At 74.1% G+C, this 18,163-nt stretch carries 21 protein-coding genes and 1 pseudogene; 13 read left to right on the top strand and 9 right to left on the bottom strand.

All coding sequences use genetic code 11. From position 1 onward, the window contains the following. Positions 1–51 precede the first annotated feature (51 nt). Both ACFT2C_RS24935 and ACFT2C_RS24930 read right to left on the bottom strand, forming a co-directional pair. Positions 52–939: a hypothetical protein gene (locus tag ACFT2C_RS24935; RefSeq protein ID WP_377209781.1), complete on the bottom strand. Its 888-nt coding sequence runs from the start codon at positions 937–939 to the stop codon at positions 52–54. 1 nt (position 940) lies between these two features. Next, complete coding sequence (locus ACFT2C_RS24930) at positions 941–1,549, bottom strand: RNA polymerase sigma factor (RefSeq protein ID WP_377209780.1); 609 nt, start codon at positions 1,547–1,549, stop codon at positions 941–943. Positions 1,550–1,625: 76 nt separating this feature from the next. On the opposite strand from ACFT2C_RS24930, the gene ACFT2C_RS24925 reads away from it, so the two are divergent. Further along, positions 1,626–2,477, top strand: coding sequence for a M15 family metallopeptidase (locus ACFT2C_RS24925; protein ID WP_377209779.1), 852 nt, complete (start codon positions 1,626–1,628; stop codon positions 2,475–2,477). Positions 2,478–2,599: 122 nt separating this feature from the next. Here ACFT2C_RS24925 and ACFT2C_RS24920 read toward each other — a convergent pair whose 3' ends face one another. After that, the gene (locus ACFT2C_RS24920; protein ID WP_377209778.1) at positions 2,600–3,094 is read right to left on the bottom strand and encodes a DoxX family protein; all 495 of its coding nucleotides are present in this window, start codon (positions 3,092–3,094) and stop codon (positions 2,600–2,602) included. A gap of 44 nt (positions 3,095–3,138) precedes the next feature. Here ACFT2C_RS24920 and ACFT2C_RS24915 point away from each other — a divergent pair, with 44 nt between their 5' ends. Further along, the gene (locus ACFT2C_RS24915) at positions 3,139–3,669 is read left to right on the top strand and encodes a TetR/AcrR family transcriptional regulator (protein WP_377209777.1); all 531 of its coding nucleotides are present in this window, start codon (positions 3,139–3,141) and stop codon (positions 3,667–3,669) included. Between the two features lie 93 nt (positions 3,670–3,762). On the opposite strand, the gene ACFT2C_RS24910 is transcribed toward ACFT2C_RS24915, so the two are convergent. Beyond that, positions 3,763–4,605: an AraC family transcriptional regulator N-terminal domain-containing protein gene (locus ACFT2C_RS24910; RefSeq protein WP_377209776.1), complete on the bottom strand. Its 843-nt coding sequence runs from the start codon at positions 4,603–4,605 to the stop codon at positions 3,763–3,765. A gap of 108 nt (positions 4,606–4,713) precedes the next feature. Here ACFT2C_RS24910 and ACFT2C_RS24905 point away from each other — a divergent pair, with 108 nt between their 5' ends. Beyond that, positions 4,714–5,508 (top strand): SDR family NAD(P)-dependent oxidoreductase, encoded by a 795-nt coding sequence (locus ACFT2C_RS24905; RefSeq protein ID WP_377209775.1) that lies wholly within the window; start codon positions 4,714–4,716, stop codon positions 5,506–5,508. Positions 5,509–5,613: 105 nt separating this feature from the next. Then, a complete protein-coding gene (locus ACFT2C_RS24900; protein WP_377209774.1) occupies positions 5,614–6,450 on the top strand; it encodes an HAD family hydrolase in 837 nt (278 codons plus the stop codon). A gap of 38 nt (positions 6,451–6,488) precedes the next feature. Here ACFT2C_RS24900 and ACFT2C_RS24895 read toward each other — a convergent pair whose 3' ends face one another. Continuing rightward, positions 6,489–7,058: a TetR/AcrR family transcriptional regulator gene (locus ACFT2C_RS24895; RefSeq protein WP_377209773.1), complete on the bottom strand. Its 570-nt coding sequence runs from the start codon at positions 7,056–7,058 to the stop codon at positions 6,489–6,491. Between the two features lie 169 nt (positions 7,059–7,227). Here ACFT2C_RS24895 and ACFT2C_RS24890 point away from each other — a divergent pair, with 169 nt between their 5' ends. Together ACFT2C_RS24890 and ACFT2C_RS24885 are read left to right on the top strand one after the other, a co-directional pair. Then, entirely contained in the window at positions 7,228–8,649 is a 1,422-nt protein-coding gene (locus ACFT2C_RS24890) for an MFS transporter (RefSeq protein ID WP_377209772.1), read from the top strand. Positions 8,650–8,781: 132 nt separating this feature from the next. Next, positions 8,782–10,014, top strand: a complete 1,233-nt coding sequence (locus tag ACFT2C_RS24885) for a YibE/F family protein (RefSeq protein WP_377209771.1) — start codon at positions 8,782–8,784, stop codon at positions 10,012–10,014. A gap of 157 nt (positions 10,015–10,171) precedes the next feature. On the opposite strand, the pseudogene ACFT2C_RS24880 reads toward ACFT2C_RS24885, so the two are convergent. Continuing rightward, positions 10,172–10,423, bottom strand: a pseudogene (locus tag ACFT2C_RS24880) (MarR family transcriptional regulator); the annotation flags it as partial. Here ACFT2C_RS24880 and ACFT2C_RS24875 point away from each other — a divergent pair. From ACFT2C_RS24875 to ACFT2C_RS24865, 3 genes are all read left to right on the top strand, one after another. Beyond that, positions 10,422–11,318, top strand: coding sequence for an NADP-dependent oxidoreductase (locus tag ACFT2C_RS24875; protein WP_377209770.1), 897 nt, complete (start codon positions 10,422–10,424; stop codon positions 11,316–11,318). The pseudogene ACFT2C_RS24880 and the gene ACFT2C_RS24875 overlap by 2 nt on opposite strands. 86 nt (positions 11,319–11,404) lie before the next feature. After that, positions 11,405–12,313 carry a hypothetical protein gene (locus ACFT2C_RS24870; protein WP_377209769.1) on the top strand — a complete coding sequence of 303 codons (909 nt, stop codon included), beginning with the start codon at positions 11,405–11,407 and terminating at the stop codon, positions 12,311–12,313. Between the two features lie 52 nt (positions 12,314–12,365). Beyond that, positions 12,366–13,289 (top strand): aminoglycoside phosphotransferase family protein, encoded by a 924-nt coding sequence (locus ACFT2C_RS24865; RefSeq protein WP_377209768.1) that lies wholly within the window; start codon positions 12,366–12,368, stop codon positions 13,287–13,289. A gap of 363 nt (positions 13,290–13,652) precedes the next feature. On the opposite strand, the gene ACFT2C_RS24860 is transcribed toward ACFT2C_RS24865, so the two are convergent. Next, the gene (locus ACFT2C_RS24860; RefSeq protein ID WP_377209767.1) at positions 13,653–14,141 is read right to left on the bottom strand and encodes a hypothetical protein; all 489 of its coding nucleotides are present in this window, start codon (positions 14,139–14,141) and stop codon (positions 13,653–13,655) included. A gap of 270 nt (positions 14,142–14,411) precedes the next feature. Here ACFT2C_RS24860 and ACFT2C_RS24855 point away from each other — a divergent pair, with 270 nt between their 5' ends. Continuing rightward, positions 14,412–14,759 carry a hypothetical protein gene (locus ACFT2C_RS24855; RefSeq protein ID WP_377209766.1) on the top strand — a complete coding sequence of 116 codons (348 nt, stop codon included), beginning with the start codon at positions 14,412–14,414 and terminating at the stop codon, positions 14,757–14,759. Positions 14,760–14,808: 49 nt separating this feature from the next. Here ACFT2C_RS24855 and ACFT2C_RS24850 read toward each other — a convergent pair whose 3' ends face one another. Then, the gene (locus tag ACFT2C_RS24850; protein ID WP_377209765.1) at positions 14,809–15,534 is read right to left on the bottom strand and encodes a TetR/AcrR family transcriptional regulator; all 726 of its coding nucleotides are present in this window, start codon (positions 15,532–15,534) and stop codon (positions 14,809–14,811) included. A gap of 48 nt (positions 15,535–15,582) precedes the next feature. Between ACFT2C_RS24850 and ACFT2C_RS24845 the strand changes: the two genes are divergently transcribed. The 3 genes from ACFT2C_RS24845 to ACFT2C_RS24835 all read left to right on the top strand — a co-directional run bounded on the left by ACFT2C_RS24845 (position 15,583) and on the right by ACFT2C_RS24835 (position 17,564). Continuing rightward, positions 15,583–15,738 carry a hypothetical protein gene (locus tag ACFT2C_RS24845; protein ID WP_377209764.1) on the top strand — a complete coding sequence of 52 codons (156 nt, stop codon included), beginning with the start codon at positions 15,583–15,585 and terminating at the stop codon, positions 15,736–15,738. After that, positions 15,735–16,538 carry an SDR family NAD(P)-dependent oxidoreductase gene (locus ACFT2C_RS24840; protein WP_377209763.1) on the top strand — a complete coding sequence of 268 codons (804 nt, stop codon included), beginning with the start codon at positions 15,735–15,737 and terminating at the stop codon, positions 16,536–16,538. Before ACFT2C_RS24845 ends, ACFT2C_RS24840 begins: the two co-directional genes overlap by 4 nt. 63 nt (positions 16,539–16,601) lie before the next feature. Further along, complete coding sequence (locus ACFT2C_RS24835) at positions 16,602–17,564, top strand: hypothetical protein (RefSeq protein ID WP_377209762.1); 963 nt, start codon at positions 16,602–16,604, stop codon at positions 17,562–17,564. Positions 17,565–17,582: 18 nt separating this feature from the next. Here the strand turns inward: ACFT2C_RS24835 and ACFT2C_RS24830 are convergent, their stop codons facing one another. After that, on the bottom strand, positions 17,583–18,005 hold the full coding sequence (locus ACFT2C_RS24830; RefSeq protein WP_377209761.1) for a hypothetical protein: 423 nt from the start codon (positions 18,003–18,005) through the stop codon (positions 17,583–17,585). Positions 18,006–18,163 lie beyond the last annotated feature (158 nt).

Here is an 18,163-nt window from a genome sequence, read left to right as displayed (position 1 = left end):
TCTGCAGAAGCGCGCATCGCTCGGGGCGCCCCGCGCCGACGGGGCAGCCGCTCAGGAATCCGTGTTCACCGGCGGCGGACTGTCGGTGGTCGACGGGGTGGGGCCGGCGCAGGTCGTCCAGCTGAACTCGGTGCGCACGAGGTACGTCTCGCCGCCGTCCGACTCGGCCCAGGTCCTCCCGGAGCGCGGCAGCCAGGTCGTCGTGTCGACGAGCAGCTCCATCCGCGACACGTCCCCGCCGGGCACGAGCCCGTCCGGCGGCGTGAGCCGGATCCGGGCCAGGATCTCGCCGCCGTCGTCCTCCATCGTGAGGTCGTCGTTCAGGCGGAAGTCGGTGCCCTCGAGGCTGGACAGGTCGAGCGCCGCGTCGACGGTCGCCGTCTGCAGCACCAGCAGGGGCTGCTGGTGCAGCGGCGTGGGCTTGGGCGTCGCGGTGTCCGTGGCGCCCGCCTCGTCGTAGCGGCGTTCCGACTCCTGGCCCAGGGTCGAGAGGGTCTTCACGCCGCAGGTCGCATCGGCCGTGGCCTGGGCCGCGCGGTCGACGACGCCGGACGGCGTCAGTCCGAGGGTCGGCTCCGCGCTCGGCTCCGCGCTCGGCGCCGGGCCGGTGTCCGTGGTCGCCGAGACGCTGCTGGTCGGCGCCGAGCCCGGGACCGTGCGCGTGGGCAGACCGGCCACGCTCACCACGAGGGCGACGGCGGCCGCGGCCGCGGCGCCCCACGCCAGGACCGGCCCGCGGCGCACGACGCGCCGGGTGCGGCGGCCGTCCGTGCCGGCGCCGCGCAGCACGATCTCGACCTGCTCGTCCGGGGCCCAGTCCTCGTGTGCCTCGGCGCCGTGCGCGCGGGCCCGCGACTCGGCGTACACCCCGGTCAGGTCGATCTCGGGGTCGACGCCGTGCAGGGCGCGCCGGGCCCGGGTCAGCTCATCGTCTTCCACGTCAGGACCCTTCCTCGGTCAGCTTGTCGTAGGCGGCGCGCAGGCGGCGCCGCGCCCGGTGCACCCGGGTGGCCGCCATCGCCGTCGTGCAGCCCAGGACCTGGGCGACCTCGGACGTCGACAGCTCGGCGGCCGCGAGCAGCGCGATCACCTCGCGGTCCGCTGGGCGCAGCAGGTCCAAAGCGCGCCGGAGCTCGTCGAGCTCGGCGACCAGGCGGACGTCGTCCTGGCCGGGCGGGGCAGGGTGGGTGCGGACCCGCTCGGCCAGGGCGGTCCGGCGGTGCTGCGCACGCACCTGGTTCGCCATCACGCGGCGCGCCACGCCCAGGAGCCAGGCGCGCGGGTTGTCCGGCAGCTCGCCCTTGCGCCAGGCGATGGCGAAGACCTCCGCCACGACGTCCTCCGCCTCGGCGGCCGGGAGCCGCGAGCGGGCATAGCGGAAGACGCCCCGCGCGTGCGCCGCGAAGAGCTCCTCGGTGTCGGCGGGCGTGAGCGGACCCGGGCCGAGGCGCCGTGCCGCCAGGTTCGACTCCGTGTTCGTGGCCAGGGTGGGCTCCTGAGGTGAAGAGACGTGCGTTCGACCAAGTGTGTCCGGCAGGGGACCACCCATGACACCTGGCGGATGTCGGCCACGTCACAGCGGCGCGGCTGTCATCGGTGTCCGGGCGGCGTACACGAACACCGGTGTGACCGCCTCCTTCGCCAGTACCCGTTCCGTCGTCGTCCGCTCGACCGGCGCCGCCGCCGTCCTCGTCTCGTCACTGCTCCTCGCGGGCTGCGCCTCCGGCGTCGCCGGTGCGGTTGGGGGCGACGGCGGTGCCGCGGCCCAGGAATCACAGGCGACGGGCGCCGGCGGGCAGGCGGCTCCGGCGTCCGGCCCGGTCGCCAGCCCTGCCGACGAGTCCGCCGACAAGCCTGCCGAGCCCGCCGACCAGCCCGCCACGGGCATCGACCTGAGGGCGCACTCGACGTCCGACCCCGCGAGCCCCTGGGTCGTCGTCAACAAGCACTCGCCGCTCGACCCGGTCGACTACGAGCCCGACCTGACGACGGTCCGGGGCTACCTCGTGCGGCCGGACGCCGCTCCCGACCTCACCGCCCTGCTGGCGGCCGCCGACGCCGACGGCGTGCACCTGACGCTCCGCAGCGCCTACCGCGGCTACCCCAAGCAGGCTGCCGTCTATCAGGGCTGGGTGGCGCAGCTCGGGCAGGCGCAGGCGGACGAGGTCTCGGCGCGCCCGGGGCACAGCGAGCACCAGACGGGCATCGCGGTCGACGTCGGCAGCTCCACCCGCTCCCAGTGCGACTTCGAGGAGTGCTTCGGCGAGACCGTCGAGGGCCGCTGGGTCGCCGAGCACGCGGGCGAGTTCGGGTATCTCGTCCGGTACACGCCCGAGAACGGCGCGGTCACCGGCTTCGCCCCCGAGGCCTGGCACCTGCGCTGGGTGGGGCGCGAGCTGGCGGCGCACCTGCGGGCCACCGGTGTCACGACCCTGGAAGAGGTGTTCGACGTGCCCGGCGGCGGATACGTCGACTGACGGCTTGACCGAATGACGCCGTAAGGCCGGCGAGTTGACCACAGCAGTTGCTGCCAGGAGCGGGCGTCCTGTGGCAGCAACTGCTGTGGTCAGCTTGGCGCGCGGCGCGGCGCGCAGCCCGGTCAGTACGGCAGCCAGACGATGGCGGCGAGCGCCGCCAGGTAGAGGGCCTGCTCCGCGAGCCGCCGTCCGATCGGGGTGGCGGGCTTGCCGCTGAACAGGACCCCGCGGCGGGCGGCCGAGATGTTGGCCGGCGTCAGGGCGAGGGTGAGCAGGCCGAGGCAGATCGCCGCGGCCGGCGCGGTGGCGGGCACGAGCAGGCCGATCGCGCCGGCCACCTCGAGGATCCCCGTGCCGGCGACGAGCAGGTCGGCGCGGGGGAGCCTGGGCGGCACCATGCGTTCGAGGTCCTGGCGCACGCGGGGGATGATCCGGCCGGAGGCGGTCAGGAGGAAGAGGACGGCGACGCCGACGCGGGCGGCGTCGTGCCAGGAGTCGAGGGCCGGGACCCCGACCACGCCCAGCAGGCGGGCGAGGGCGGTGACGCCGAGCAGGATGACGGGCAGCGGGACCGGCATGGTGGATCCAATCTTGACGGCGACAAGTTCAAGCGACACCTCACCACCGAAGTGCTATCTTGTCAATGGCTAGATTGGATCGGGTGAGGGACGGGAGCGGCATGAGCTATCACCACGGGGACCTGCGCCGGGCGATGACCGCGGCCGCCGCGACGGCAGTCGCCGAGCGGGGACCAACCGGGCTGAGCCTGCGCGAGCTGGCCCGGCTCGCCGGGGTGTCCCACGCGGCGCCGGCCCACCACTTCGGCGACAAGGCGGGCGTGCTCACGGCCGTCGCGGCGGAGGGCTTCACCCTGCTCGCCTCGGCCCTCGCCGAGGCGGGGGACGACCTGCTGGCCGCCGGCCTCGCCTACGTCGTGTTCGCCGTCGACCACCCGGGGCACTTCGCCGTGATGTTCGACAGCAGCCTCCTGCACCCGGACGACGCCGAGCTGCGTGCCGCGGAGCAGGCCTCGGCCTCCGCCCTCGAGGGCCTGACGCCGGACGCCGACACGGCCCGCGCGGCCTGGTCCGTGGCGCACGGCTTCGCGAGCCTGTGGCTGTCCGGTGCGCTCTCGGGGCCGGACGTCGTCGAGGCGGCGAAGCCGGTCCTGCGCCAGGTCGCGCGGCCCTGATCGTCGGCCGGCCTCCGGCCGCACATGACCAGCACCTGCTGCCAGGAAGCGGCCGATCCTGGCAGCAGGTGCCTGGTCATTCGGCGGGGCGCCTCAGGCGGCCGCGGTCGCCCGGTCTCGCCCGGGTGGCGCGCCGAACAGCCGGCGGTACTCCCGGTTGAACTGCGCGGCGCTCTCGTAGCCGACGGCGAACGCCGCCCGCGCGACGCTGATGTCCTGCGCGACGAGCATCTGCCGCGCGAGAACCAGCCGGAGCTGCTTCTGGAACTGGAGCGGGCTCGACCCGGTCACCGTCTTGAACGTGCGGTGGAACGCGGAGGTGCTCAGCCCGGCCCGGCGGGCGAGCTCCTCGACGCGGATCGGCTCGGCAGGGTTGGCGTGGATCCACTGCACCACCCGGTTGATGTGGGTGAGCTTGCTGTCGGCCAGGCCGAGCTGGCGCACCGTGTCGCCCTGCGGCCCGGTGATCAGCAGCCACAGGATCTCCCGCCGCACCATCGGCGCGAGCACGGGCAGGTCGCGCGGCCGGTCCAGCAGGCGGACCAGCCGCCCGACGGCGTCCATCAGCTCGGCGGGCGCCCGGCTCGTCGCGAGCGCCGGGGTGGCCCGGCCGACGGCGCGCGACCCGCCGGGCCCACCGTCGGGCCCCGCGCCGCCGTCGACCCCGAGGCCCTCGCCCGTCGAGAGCAGGAGCTCGGCGACGGCGGACGCGGTGATGTCCATGCCGACCCCCAGCGCCGGTGCCTCCTGCGTGGCCTCGGTGAACCGGCCGATGACGGGCAGGTCGACCGAGGTGACCAGGTACTCGCCCGGCCCGTACGTGACGGTCTGGCTGCCGAGCCGCAGCTCCTTGGAGCCCTGGGTGATGAGCGCGAACGTGGTGCCGGCCGCGCGCCCGAGCAGGATCAGGCAATAACGCGAGAGGAACGCTATCACCGCCCAGCCCGCTGATCGCCTTGACTGGTGGACGACGGGGAGCGGCACCACGCCGACCCCCGAGAACCCACCGCAAGCACTATCCGACACGTGAGGCAGAACCAGTCAATGTCGAGCAACGACCACAGCAGCGTCCGTAGCACCACCCGCGTGACCGTCATCGTCGGGGCCAGCTCCGGCATCGGGCAGGCCGCCGCGGTGCGCGCCGCGCAGGACGGGTCCGGCGTCATCGTCACCTACAACTCCAACAAGGACGGCGCGCTCGAGACCGTCCGGCTCGTCGAGGAGGCCGGCGCCGCCGCCGTCGCGCTGCCGCTCGACCTCGGGTCTCCCGCGACGTTCCCGGGCTTCCGGGCGGACGTCGAGCGGGCGCTCGCCGCGACCTGGGGCACGGACCAGCTCACCGGCTTGGTCAACAACGCGGGTGCGGGCCGTAACGCCCTGGTCGAGGAAGCTGCCGAGGAGCTCCTCGACGACATGTACGGCCTGCTGTTCAAGGGTCCCTACCTCGTCACCCAGGCGCTGCTCCCGCTCCTGGCCGACGGCGGCGCGATAGTCAACACCTCCAGCAACTCCGCCCGCTGGTCCGGCCTGACCGCCGGCTACTCGGCGTACGGGGCGATGAAGGGCGCGCTGACCGTGTTCACGCGCTACCTCGCCAAGGAGCTCGGCGGGCGCGGCATCCGGGTCAACACCGTGTCCCCGGGACCGACGCGCACCCCGTTCGCCGGCCGGGTGTTCGAGGAGTCGCCCGAGGTCACGGCGCTGTTCGAAGGGCAGACCGCCCTGGGCCGCCTCGGCGAGTCCGACGACTCGGGCGCGGTCATCGCCTTCCTCCTGTCCGACGGCGCCCGCTGGGTCACGGCCCAGGACATCGAGGTCTCCGGGGGCCTGCGGCTCTAGCGGCGACGACACCGCCCCGCAGCCCCGAGACCCGGTGATCCGAATTCCCAAAATGTCCTAGTATCGGCAAAGATGGGGCATACCACCTATCACCAGGGGAATATCGTGAGCGCGACCGCGTCCGAGGCCACCGCAGCACTGTCGGGCGTGCCGACGTCCACGCCCGCGCTCGTCGCGTGCGACGTCGACGGGACGCTCGTCCGGGCCGGACGCCGGCCCACCCCCGCCGTCCTCGACGCGATAGCGGCCGTCCGCGCCGCCGGGCACCACCTGGTCGTGGCCACGGGCGGCTCCCTGTCGGCCGCGGTGCAGGTGGTCCCGCGGCTCGGGATCCGCGAGGGCTGGGTGGTCGCGGCGAACGGGGCGGTGACGGCGCGCCTGGACGCGGACGGGTACTCGGTGGTCGACGTGCGGCCCCTGGCCGCCGAGCCCGTGTGCCGGCTCGTCGCCCGGACGCGGCCGGACCTGAGCCTCGGGGCCGAGGTGGTCGGCAGCGGCTATCGCGTGACCAGACGGTTCCCGGAACGGCGGCTCAGCGGGAGCCAGGAGGTCGTGCGCGAGCTCCAGGACGTCTGGGCCCGCCCGACGCCGCGCGTGGTCGTGTACGGGCAGTGGGCCCAGCGGCTCGCCCCGGCGCTGCGCGCGTCCGGCGTCACCGCGATCCCGGCCCGCGTGGACTGGGTCGACGTCACGGCACCCGGCGTCAGCAAGGCGACGGCACTCGAGAGCATCCGCGTCGAGCTGGGGGTCGCGCCCACCCGGACTGTCGCCGTCGGCGACGGCGAGAACGATCTCGAGATGCTTCGGTGGGCGGCCACGTCGATAGCCATGGGGCACGCGCCCGAGTCGGTCCGTGCCGTCGCCGGCCGCGTCACGGGAACCATCGACGAGGACGGCGCGGCGGACGCGCTCCTCGACGCGCTCCTCCTGCGGGCGGCCTGACCAGGACCGCCGAACCGAGACCGTGATCGAGGTTCGCGTCAGCGGGCGCGGACGCCGTCGATGGCCATGCCGAGCACCCGCTGCGCCTGGGCGGCATCGAGGTAGACGGCACCCGTGACGCCGGATACCAGGCGCACGACGTCTTCGATGCTCACATCCGTTCGCGCCGCACCCGCCTCTTGTGCGCGCTGCAGCAGCGGCTCTCCCGCCGCGTACATAGCGCCGCGGCAGCTCCGCATCACCGGTGACTCGCGGTTGAGCCCCTCGACGAGAACACGCTTGGTGCCGACGTAGTCGACGAAGTGGTCGAGCCAGCGCTCGAACGCTTCCCACGGAGGCCGGTCTACCAGCCCCTGCGCGGCGCTGACCAGGCTCTCGACCTCGTTGACGTACACCGCCTCGACGAGGGCGTCGCGTGTGGGGAAGTTGCGGTACAGCGTGCCGATCCCGACTCCGGCGCTTCGTGCGATCTCGTCGAGCGAGGCTCCCGTGCCGTGCTCGGCGAACGCGTCGCGGGCGGCGACGAGCAGCGCGTCGAAATTCCGCCTGGCGTCGGCACGCCTCGGGCGCTGGACGCCCGACCATGTGGGCTGCTCGGTGTCGGTCACTGCCTTCCTCTCGGTCCGGCGCGCGCCGGGCGCGCGACATCGTCGGTCTCCACTTGAAAGCGGAGAGGTCCTCCGCTACGTTTAACGGAGGAGGTCTCCGATCGGAGCCATCCTCCTATTCTAGCCTCGACGACGCGGCGCCCCCTGACCGACGAACGGAAGCCGTCCCATGCCCGTCTCCACATCGCCCCGGCGCACGCTCACCGCGCTGGGCATCGCCGTCGGCTCGTTCGCGAGCCTCCAGTCGCTCCTGGTTCCCGTTCTGCCCGTCATGCAGGCGGACCTCGGTACCGACGCCGCAGGGATCACCTGGGCGCTCACCACCTGGCTCATCGTCGCCGCGGTGGCCACCCCGCTGCTCGGCCGCGCCGGCGACCTGCTCGGGCGGAGGCGCATGTTCCTGCTCGCCCTCGCCGCCGTCGGGCTCGGCAGCCTCGTCTCCGCGCTCGCTCCCAACCTCGGCGTGCTCTTGGTGGGTCGCGCGCTGCAGGGCCTCGGCGGTGCGATGTTCCCGCTCGGCTTCGGCATCGTTCGCGACGTACTGCCCCCGGGGCGCGTGGCCGGTGGGATCGGCGTGCTCTCCGCGCTCCTGGCCGTGGGCGGCGGCATCGGCAGCGTGCTGGCCGGTCCGCTCGCCGGGCTGGTCGGATGGCGCGGGCTGTTCCTGGTCCCGCTGCTCGGTGTGGCGGTTGGCGGGATCCTCGTCCTCGTCGGGGTCCCCGAGCGGGGGGAGCGTGCCCAGGGGCGGGTCAGTCTTTCCTCGGCGGTGCTCCTGTCCGGCTGGCTCGTCGCGCTCCTGCTTCCGCTCAGCACCGGCGCCGCGTGGGGCTGGGGATCGCCGCGGACCATAGGCCTTTTCGTGCTCGCCGCGCTCCTGCTCGCCGTCTGGGTCCTGGTCGAGCTGCGCGTACGGGAGCCCCTGGTCGACATGCGCATGATGCGCCTGCCCGGAGTCTGGAACACGAACCTCGCGGCCGTCCTCTTCGGTGCGTCCATGTTCGGCACCTGGGCCTACTTCGCGCGCTTCGTGCAGGAGCCGGTCTCGACCGGCTACGGCCTCGGTGCGAGCGTCGGCACGGCGGGGCTGATCATGCTGCCCATGCTGGCCGTCATGGCCGCCGCCGGGTTCTTCACCGGTCGGCTGTCGCGGGTGCTGTCCCAGCGCGGCCAGCTCGCGACAGGCGCCGTCCTGATCGCGGCCTCCACCGTGGCGATCGCGCTCGTGCACGGGTCGGCCCTGGTGCTCACCGCCGAGGCCGCGCTCTTCGGCCTCGGGCTGGGTCTCGGCTATGCCGCGATGACGAACATCGTCGTCGCCGCCGTGCCGCCCACCCAGACCGGGGTTGCCAGCGGTATGAACGCCAACCTCCGGACCATCGGCAGCGCGATCGGGACAGCGCTCATGACCGCCATCGTCACCGGATCTGCCGCCCCCGGAGGGGAGCCCACCGAGGCCGGCTACCGGCTCGGGTTCCTGGTTCTCGCGGCCTTCGCGGCGCTGGCCGGCGCCGTCGCCCTGTCGGCGGGCGGAAGCCGCGCGCAGCGCCGGGCGCCGGCTCCTGAGCCCCGGCCGGTGGAGGCCGCAGCCTAGCGGGCCGACCCGAGGGCCTGGCGCCGAACGTAGGAGCAGTAGCTGCATGGACCCTGATACGGCTACTACTCCTACGTTCGGCGGGTCACCCCTCGCCGCGCCCGGCGCGCGCCCGTGGGCCAGGATGTGCCCATGGGGCACCCTCACTCGCACGGCTCGGCCGGCCCGGCCGCGCCACGCACGACGTTCCTCCTGGTCGTGACCCTGGTGTCCGCCCTGCTGGTGACCCTGGCCGGGCTGTGGCTGCTGTGGCCGAACGGCGGCGACGTGCCCGACCGGGTGCCGGCCAGGGCGGAGGGCACGTCGTTCGTCGACGTGACGGTCACGGGCCCCGCCGACCCGGACACCGGGAGCATCCCGGTCGAGCTCGCCGACGGCGAGCAGTCCCGGATGCAGTCGCCCGGGCCGTCGGTCCCGCTCGCCGAGGGCGACCGCCTCGTCGCCGTCGACATCTCCCAGGTCTCGCAGGCCGGCGTCGACCCGCTGGTGTTCATGGACTTCCAGCGCGAGCTGCCGATCGCGCTGCTGGCCATCGTCTACGCCGTCGTTGTGCTGCTGGTCGCGCGATGGCGCGGGCTGGCCGCGATGGCCGGGCTCGGGCTCGCTTTCGTCGTCCTCCTGGGCTTCACCATGCCCGCCCTGCTCGCGGGGGAGTCGGCGATCGGCGTGGCGCTGGTGACGTCGTCCCTGGTCATGTTCGTGACGCTGTATCTAGCGCACGGGCTGTCCGCGCGGACGTCGACGGCCCTGCTGGGCACGCTGGTCGGCCTCGCGCTGACGGCGGGGATCGCCGCGTGGGCGTCGGGCGCCGCGCAGATCACGGGGACGAACCACGAGATGTCGTCGTTCCTGCCGTCCAGCGCACCGGGGGCGGACCTGCGCGGGATCGCGCTGTGCGGCATCGTCCTGGCCGGCATGGGCGTGCTGAACGACGTGACGATCACCCAGGCGTCGGCCGTGTGGGAGCTGCGCGGGTTCGCGCCGACGGCGTCGCGGGCCGAGCTGTTCACCAGCGCCATGCGGATCGGCCGCGACCACATCGCCTCGACCGTCTACACGATCGCGTTCGCCTACGTCGGTGCCGCCCTGCCGCTGCTGATGATGGTCTGGCTCGTGGACCAGTCGCCGGCAACGGCCCTGACCTCGGGCGAGATCGCCGAGGAGGTGGTGCGCACCCTGGTCGGGTCGATCGGGCTCGTGCTCGCCATCCCGGTCACCACCGCCATCGCGACGCTCACCGTCCCCGGTCCGACGCCGGACCCGGCGGGCTCGACGGCGTCGGAGCCGGCGTCCGACCCGGAGCTGATGGCGCCGGTGTCCGAGGTGTGGGCGTCGGAGCCGTCGCCCGGGGTGTCGGCGACGTAGACGGCACGACGGCGTTGCCCACGTTCGCCTGCAGCCCGCGCAGGAGTGCCGTCGCCTCGTCGCGTTCGGCGGAGGTCAGGGCGCCCGCCGTCGCCTGCTCGAGCTGGGCCCAGATCTCGGCGACGCGCGGGCGGAGCGCCTGGCTCGCGGGCGTGGGCTCCACGAGGGTGACGCGCCGGTCGTCGGGGCTGGGCCGGCGGCGCACGAACCCGGACCGCTCGAGCCGCTGGACCGTCCGCGTCATCGACGCCGAGTCGGTGGCGACGTACTGGGCGAGGTCCGTCTGCCGCTGCGGCCCGTGGTTCCACAGGAACATGAGCAGCAGCTCCTGGCCGGGATGGAGCCCGAGGGGGTCAGGATGCTTACCTGTTCCGAACAGCAAACCTGGTTGAACGAGAGGGAGCGTCATGCGCGCAGTAGTTTTCGATCAGTTCGGCGGCCCGGAGGTCCTGCACCTGGGCGAGGTCCCGGAGCCGGACGCCGGCCCCGGGCAGATCCGCGTGCGGGTGGAGGCGGTGGGCCTGAACGGCTTCGACGGGAAGGTCCGGTCGGGCGCCATGGAGGCCCAGTTCCCGACGCGGCTCCCGGCGGTCCCAGGGCTGGAGGTGGCCGGCGTCGTCGACCAGGTCGGGGCCGACGTCGCCGGGGTCGCTACGGGCGACCGCGTCACCGGCTGGACCAGCCGCGGTGCAGCGGAGCTCGCGATCCTGAAGCGGTGGGCGCGGGTTCCCGACGCGCTCGACGCGACCCAGGCCGCAGCCCTGCCGGTCGTGGGCGAGGCGGCCAGGCGGGCGCTGCGCATCCTCGCCCTGTTGCCGGGGGAGACCCTGCTGGTGCACGGCGCGAGCGGCGGCGTCGGCGGGCTCGCGACCCAGCTCGCGGTCGCGGCGGGCGTGCGCGTGATCGGTACGGCGTCGCCGGCGAACCAGGAGCGGGTCGCCTCCTACGGGGCGGCGCCCACCACGTACGGCGAAGGTCTGGTCGATCGCGTGCGCGCGCTGACGCCGGTCGTCGACGCCGTGCTCGACGCCGCGGGCAGCGGCGTCCTCCCGGACAGCATCGAGCTGCGCGGCGGCACCGACCGCGTGCTGACGCTCACCGACCCGGCCGCCCACGGGCTGGGCGTCGAGTTCAACGAGCGGTCCGAGCCCTCGGCCGCGGAGCTCGCCGAGCTGGTCGGCATGGTCGTGCGCGGCGAGGTGTCCGTGCCGGTCGCGAAGGTGCTGCCGCTGGCGGAGGCGGCCCGCGGCCAGGCCCTGGTCGACGCCGGGCACTCGAGCGGCAAGGTGGTGCTCGTGCCGTGACGGGTTCGCGGCGACGGCCCCGCACCGGGTATCCCGCGTAGGGTTGTCGCGACGTTTCGGGACAATACGGAAAGAGGGCGTGGGAAATGGTGCGCGGTGCCTTGGTAGTCCTGCCGGACGCGGAGATCGACGACGATCTGCTGGAGATGCTTGCCGACGAGACCGGGCACCGATTCGTCCACGAGGGCACCGGCGGGTTCGGCGTCGAGCTGCTCGCCACGTTCTACAAGGACGAGGCGGGAAATCAGCTGATCGAGGCGAAGGTGATCGACGCTCCGGTCAAGGCCGTGCTCGTCCGCAGCGGCTCGGTCGAGGCGGCGTCGAAGATCCGGCAGGCGGTCGGTGACCACCTCGGCGGGTGGAGCGAGCAGATGCTCCGTGCGCAGATCGAGGCGGGCGGTCTGGAGACGGATCCTGGGCTGCTCGTCGCGCTCGCGCTGTCCGGCGGCGGGGGCCCGCTCGACGACGAGACCGTCGACCTGGTCAACGCGGCCACCGAGCACGAGGACGACGCCGTCGCCGAGTGGGCTGCGTTTGCCGTCCGAGTGTGGAACGACCTGCAGGACTCGCCGATCGTGATCAAGGACAAGGTGCGAGAGCTCGCCCCGGTCCTGCGCCCCGCGGGCGCGGTCGACGGCGACGAGGACTGGGTCACGGCGCGGCCTGGGGTGGCTGGGCGGGAGATCCCCCGGGCTGCGGTCTGGCTGCGGGCGGACGACGACGCAAAGCGCGTCTTCTACACCGTGACGTGGGACGAGGACTGGATGCTCGAGGTGGTACCGCTCGAAGGAGACGACGACGGCGGCTGGGAGGAGACGATCGCGACCACGGAGGACGGGCAGACCGCCATCCACCTGGTTCGCCATCCGGCGCTGGCGGACCACGTCGTCGTCCACGGCGCTGACGCGGCCGGGGTGGTGGCCGCGCTGCGCACGGTCGGAAACGTCACCGTCGTCGACGGGCCGCCGGTTCCCGATTCAGAACGACGGGGATGACCGGCCGTCGAGCGTCCTCCGTCCAGACGATGTACTCACATACCCTCGCGTGGTGAGCGCACTGGATCCGGTCAAGGTTCCGCATGCCCTGGCCGCCTCGTACGACAAAGGCTTTGGTGAAGAGGGGCGGGCCTGGATCGCGGCACTGCCGGGGCTGGTCGAGGACCTCTTGGACCGCTGGGAGCTGAACCGGGACGGCGCGGCCGCCGCGGGGGAGGCCTCGCTCGTGCTGCCGGTGCTGGGCGGGGACGGCACGCGCGCGGTCCTCAAGCTCCAGCTGCCCCGCGCGGAGACCACCGCCGCGCTGGTCGGGCTGCGCACCTGGAACGGCCGCGGGATGGTGCGGCTGCTGGACGACGATCCCGCGAGCGGCACCATGCTGCTGGAGCGGCTCGACGGCGCCCGCACGCTCGCCTCGGTCGAGGACGACGACACCGCGATCCGGATCCTCGCCGAGCTGCTGGCGCGCCTGGTCTCCGTCGAGGCGCCGCCCGGGCTGCGGAGCCTCGGCGACGTCGCCACCGCCATGCTGGAACGAGTTACCGAGGCGGTCACTGCACTGACCGACCCCGTCGACCGGCAGGTCCTGCGGGGCTGGGCGGCGGTGGTAGCGGAGCTGGCCGGCGAGCCCGGCGACCGGATGCTGCACTGGGACCTGCACTACGACAACATCCTCGCGGGGGAGCGCGAGCCGTGGCTCGCGATCGACCCCGAGCCGCTCGCGGGCGACCCCGGCTTCGACCTGTGGCCCGCGCTGGACAGCCGTTGGGACGATGTCGTCGCTCGGGACCCTTCTCGTGTGGTGCGCCGGCGCTTCGATCTGCTCACCGAGGTGCTCGGGCTCGACCGCGCGCGAGCTACGGGCTGGACGCTGGGGCGCTTGCTGCAGAACGCGCTGTGGGACATCGAGGACGGCGCGACAGTGCTCGCTCCCGCATCCGTCGCCATGGCGGAGGCGCTGCTGAACCGGGACTGACGTCGTTGTCGTCCGACGAGCGCGGCGCGCGCGGAGTGCGTGCGAGGAGCGCTGGTGCTGGTGCGGCAGCGTGCGCTCCCCGGGTAGGTGCCAGCAGGGCTGAATCTCGTTCGGCTGTGCCCCGGAGATGCTGGCTGTGCCGAATTGTTCGGCCTGGCTGAACTGGATTTTGCTGCGGTGAACGTGTGCCAGGAGAGCTGGCACCCGCTGGCCGGGTACACCGTGCTACCCGGCTCGTGCGTGGATGCGACGGTCGGCACTACCGGCCTGCGGCCCTGACTCGTCGTACCCGGTACCGCGAGTCAGGGCCGGAGGCCGGCGCCTCGGCGTCCCGCCGCGTCGGCCGATCACTCGGACGATCGCTCAGTCGATGACCGAGAAGACCAGCTCCGCGCGGTCGCGTTCCGTCGCAAGGTGCCAGGCGGAGTCCGCGATCTTCTCGGGGTCGAGGGACATCGCGGCGAGCTGGTCCGCGTCCAGCCCCAGCTCGGCGAGGCCGTCGACTGCCTGCTTCGACATCGCCGTGTAGATGTCGCCGCCCTGCACGCCGCCGCCGATCACCAGCGAACCGACGAACACGCCGCTGTCCGCGAGCGCCGCGTTGAGGGTCAGCGCGTACGTGTGGAGCGCGGACCCGCCCGTGACCTGCTCGATCGGCACCGGGAAGCTGTCGGGATCCATGGCCGCGGGGCCGAAGTAGAGCACCTCGACCGGGCCGAGCCGCTCGGTGATCCGCGCCAGCACGTCCGCCCGCTCGCCGGGGTCCAGGACGTCTGCGACCTCCGCGATCGCTGTCGTGCCCTCGCTGCGAAGACGCTCGAGGTAGGCGGGATGACGGTCCGCCGATCCCACCCGCTCTCGGCGCCGGCGATGACCACCGAGCAGGTCGCGGCGGCGATGCGCGCGGGCTGACGTGGGGCCACGGGCCGAGCGCGGCGTGCGCTCAGACGGCAGGTTCAGCGGCTTCCGGTCCGTCGCCGCCGAAGGGCGGGGTCCAGGCGAAGGCGCTTCCCGCCAGCCGCATGAGCACCGAGGTGGGAACGGCCGAGGCGACGGCGTTCCGCACCAGGGCCACCGCGGGGTTGCGGGCCTGCAGGATGGTCCCGATCCGGCCGGAGCCGCGTGCCCCTCCTGGAGGGGCACGGGCCGGACGTCGCGCGCTTCATCGGCCGCATGGTCAGCGAGCCTGATCCGCGGGTCCGGCAGATCTTCGCCGAGCAGATCGATCCGGTGGAGGGGCGCTACCTGACCGCGCTGGGCCGCGCGCTACCGGGCCTGGACGACGACGGCATCCGATTCGCCTACACGAGCATGCTGGGGCTGCTCAGCCTCCACCAGTCCGGAGCCTTCGCCGCTGTGGAGTGGCCCCGGCTGACCGGGTCCCAGGCGGGCGGCTCCGGCGACGCGGACCGCGAGCGGCTCGTGGCGTTCATCACGGGCGGGATCCTCGCCGCCCTGCCTGCGGCCTGACGTGCGGCCGCGGCGCGGTTCATCTGGCAGAACGCCGGGACCACCCGGATCAGGCGCGAGCGGCCTCGCGGACCAGGCCGTCGACCTCGGCCGCCAGCAGGCGCTCGCCGTCGAGGCCCATGGTGTCGAAGGCGCCGACGATCTCCAGGGACACGAGGCCGTGCACCCGGTACCAGGTCGACAGAGCGAGCCGGAGCGTGGCGGGTGCCGCCGTCGGCGCGCCGAGGGACTGGCCCCACCGTGCCAGCTCCTGGTCGACGCCCGCGCGCGCACCGAGGGCGGACCCGCCGCCGACGTCCGGGCCCGCGGCGTCGGGCGCAATCGCCTGGAGCGTCGTGACCAGGGCGAGCATGCTCTGGCTGATCGCGCTGACGCTCTCCAGCGGGTCGACCGTCTCGCGGCGGCTTCCGGTGAAGAGCATCGCGTACCGACGCGGGTGGTCCAGCGCCCAGCCTCGCCAGGCGTGCGCGATGGCGGCCAGCCGGTCCGGCGCGGGCCCGTCCGCGGCCTCGCGGGCGGCGGTCTCCACCGCGGTGCCGAGGTCGGTGTATCCGGCCGTGACCAGGGCGTCGAGCAGCGCCTCGCGGGACGCGAAGTAGTGGTACAGGGCGGGCGGCGTCATGCCCACGGCCTTGCCGACCGACGCGAGCGACAGGCCGTGCGCCCCGTCGACGTCGACCAGCTCCAGCGCCCGCTGGACGATCTCGTCGACCGTCTGCCGCCGGAGCCGTTCGCGCCGGGTGAGGGGCCGGGTCTCGTCGTCGTCCGCGGGCATGCCGCGAGCCTAACGTCCAGGGCCGTCCGGCCTGGAACGATGAGGCCCGTGGCGACCGACTCCGTGAGCGTGACTCCGACACCCATCGGACTGACCGAACGGGCGCTGGGCCCCGACCTGGCCCGCGGCATGATGCTGCTGTTCATCGCCCTGGCGAGCTCGCACTACACAGGCGCGGCGACTCGTGCGGGCGGTGCCCGATGACCCGGGCCTGGTTCGTGACGGGCGCGAGCCGCGGGCTCGGCCGCGCCATAGCGACGGCGGCCCTGGAGCGTGGCGACCGCGTGGCGGCGACGGCGCGCGACCTGGGCGCGCTGGACGACCTGGTGGCCGAGCACGGCGACGCCGTCGTGCCGCTGCGGCTGGACGTGACCGACCCGGCGCAGGCCGAAGCCGCGGTGCGGGCGGCGGCCGAGCGGCTCGGCCGCCTCGACGTGGTGGTGAACAACGCGGGCTACGGGCTGTTGGGGTACGTCGAGGAGATCACGCCGGAGCAGCTGCGCGCCCAGCTCGACGTCAACCTCTTCGGCGTGCTGCACGTGACCCAGGCGGCGCTCCCGGTGCTGCGGGCGCAGGGGTCGGGGCATCTGGTGCAGGTGTCCAGCTCGAGCGGCGTCGCCGCCTGGCCGGGGCTCGGCGGCTACAGCGCGTCCAAGTGGGCGCTGGAGGGCCTGTCCGAGTCGCTCGCCCAGGAGGTGGCGGGGTTCGGCATCCACGTCACGCTCGTCGAGCCGGGGCCCGTGGACACGGAGTGGCGCGGCCAGTCCGCGGCGCGCGCCACGCAGCTTCCGGCGTACGACGCGCTGCGCGCGTCCGCGTGGCACCCGCCCGGCTCGTCGTCCCCGGCGGACGTCGCCCGCGTGGTCCTCGCCGTGGCCGACGCCGACGAGCCGCCGCTGCGGATCCTGGTCGGCGACCTCGCGGCGGACGCCGTCCTCCCGATCACCGAGGAGCGGCTGGCGGGCTGGCGGCGCTGGGAAGACCTGGGCCGCTCGGCGGGCTGAGGCCGCTACGAGCGCCGCCATGTTTCGTGTCGTCCCAGCCCGCCGCGGCCTACGCTGACCGATATGGCACAGGACGCGCCGACGACGGCGCAGCACGTCCAGGCGGAGCTGGAAGCGGCCCAGGAAGCGACCTTCGAGCACGCCCGGCTCAGCGGCCGGCTCGGCGCCGCGCAGTCCGCGCTGGACGCGGCCGAGGACGAGCTGGCGCAGGCCACCGAGGCGCTCGCGGGCGAGGCCGCGGACGTCGGGAGGCTCGAGGACTTCAGCCCCACGCTGATCTGGGCGACCATGCGCGGCAACCGCGACGAACGGCTCGCGAACGAGCGCGCCGAGCACCGGGCCGCCGAGTACCGGGTGGCCGCCGCGCGGTCCGCGGTCCGCGGCGCCGAGCGGGAGCGCGCCGTCGTCGCGGCGGCCCTGGACCGCCTCGCGGACGTCGGCGCGCGACGGGCCGCGGCGCTCGCGGCCAAGGAGACGTGGGTGGTCGCGGCTGGCGCCGACGGCGCCGAGGAGCTCACCCAGCTCGCGACCCGGGTGGGCACCACGCGCGGGGAGCTGACCGAGGTGCACGAGGTGATCGGCGCGGCCGAGCGCGCCAGCACGGCGCTCTCCGGCGCCTGGCACCACCTGGACAGCGCGGGCAATTGGGCCACCTTCGACACGTTCGGCGGCGGTGGCTTCCTCGCCGACATGATGAAGCGCCAGAAGATGGACCAGGCCGTCGAGCTGATGCGGACCGCCGACGAGTCGCTCCGGGTGCTTGCGCGGGAGCTCGGCGACCTCGGCCGCGAGGGCGTCGGGGGTATCGATGCGGACGGGCTGCTCGGGACCTTCGACGTCTGGTTCGACGACATCTTCAGCGACTGGACCGTCATGAACCGCATCACCGAGGCCCGCGAGCGGGTGCGCGCGGCCCTGGGCGCCGTCGGGCGGGTGCACCAGGGCGCGGTCGAGCGCGCGGCGGCGCTGGAGGCGCGGCTCGCTCAGCTCCGGGAACGGCGAGAGCGGCTGCTGACTGGCGAGTGACGCGGGCGGGGACCCGGGTCAGCGGGTGCGCCAGCCCGGCAGCAGACGTTCCAGTGCCTCGGCCAGGGGCAGGGACTCGCCGTCCTTGCCGCCCGCGCCGAGCGTCAGCGGCGGACGGCGCGGGTCCGGCCGCACGCCGCGCACCCGGTCGAGGATCCCGATCGGGGCCGTGAGCACGTAGAAGTCGCCGTCCGTGCTGACGCCGAGGGTGCGGTCCACGCGCAGGTACCAGCCGTGCAGCGGCGTGCGGGCGGTGCCGCGGCCGCCGTAGCCCTGCACCTGCAGCGGCACGGGGGCGAGCCCGGCGGCGCGCGCGGCGGCCGCGAACTCGCGCAGCATCGCCTCCGCCCGGGTGTGCTCGGCATCCTGCCGCGCCTGCAGGCGCTCGGCCTGGACACGGACCGCCTCGGCCCGCTCCCTGGCCCACTCGTCGTCGCGCATGCGGGAAGTGTCGCACTTCGCGGCGCCGCGGTGCCCGGGGTCTCCGAGCGCTGGCGCGAGGGTGCGGCGCGGGCTCCCGAGGTCGGCACCTTGCTGGGGTCGCCTCACGAAGTCGGCAGTTGGCATCGAGGTCGGTCCAGTGCTGGACCGACCTCCTG

The sequence above is a fragment of the Promicromonospora sp. NPDC057138 genome, from assembly GCF_042670845.1.
Classification (GTDB): Bacteria; Actinomycetota; Actinomycetes; order Actinomycetales; family Cellulomonadaceae; genus Promicromonospora.
This window is presented reverse-complemented; position numbering and strand designations above follow the sequence as displayed.